The 870-nt window shown below is 43.0% G+C and carries 1 protein-coding gene; it reads left to right on the plus strand.

The features are described from left to right. Positions 1 to 870: SEL1-like repeat protein (locus tag AC1MDJ_RS08165; protein WP_479690417.1), on the plus strand; the 870-nt coding region annotated here is incomplete at both ends.

Here is an 870-nt window from a genome sequence, read left to right on the forward strand (position 1 = left end):
AATGCCGCACAAAAGCTGCCGAGCAGGGAGATGAAAAAGCACAACATAATTTAGGCTATCTTTATGAAAATGGACAGGGAGTAGAACAAAACTACAAGAAAGCCTTTGAATGCTACACAAAGGCTGCCGAACAGGGGGTAGTGCATGCTCAGTATGCCATAGGTGTCTTATACCATTATGGACATGGAGTAGAACAGGACTACAAGAAAGCCTTTGAATGGTTCACAAAAGCTACCAAGCAGCTGGTGCATGCTCAAACTGCTTTAGGGATACTATATAAACAGGGAAAGGGTGTAAGAAAAAACTACAAGAAAGCTGTAGAGTGGTTTGTGAAAGCGGCAAAACAAGGAGACGCACTGGCGCAACACCACTTGGGAGATATGTATTATCATGGACAAGGGGTAAAGCAGGACTACAAGGAAGCCTTTGAATGGTTCACAAAAGCTGCCGAACAGGGATATGTAGGTGCACAACATAATTTGGGCTATTTTTATAAAAATGGACAGGGAGTAGAACAGGACTACAAGAAAGCCTTTGAGTGGTACACAAAGGCTGCCGAACAGGGAGATGCAAACGCACAATATAGTTTGGGTGTCTTATACAATTATGGACGAGGGGTAGCGCAGGACTACAAGAAAGCCTTTGAATGGTTCACAAAAGCTGCCGAACAGGGGGATGCAAGCGCACAATATAGTTTGGGTAACTTATATAAATATGGAGATGGAGTAGAACAAGACTACAAGAAAGTCTTTGAGTGGTACACAAAAGCTGCCGAACAGGGAGATGGATTAGCACAATATTGTTTGGGTGTCTTATACCATTATGGACTTGGAGTAGAACAAGACCACAAGAAAGCCTTTGAATGCTACA

The sequence above is a fragment of the Candidatus Termitispirillum reticulitermitis genome (assembly GCF_054655775.1).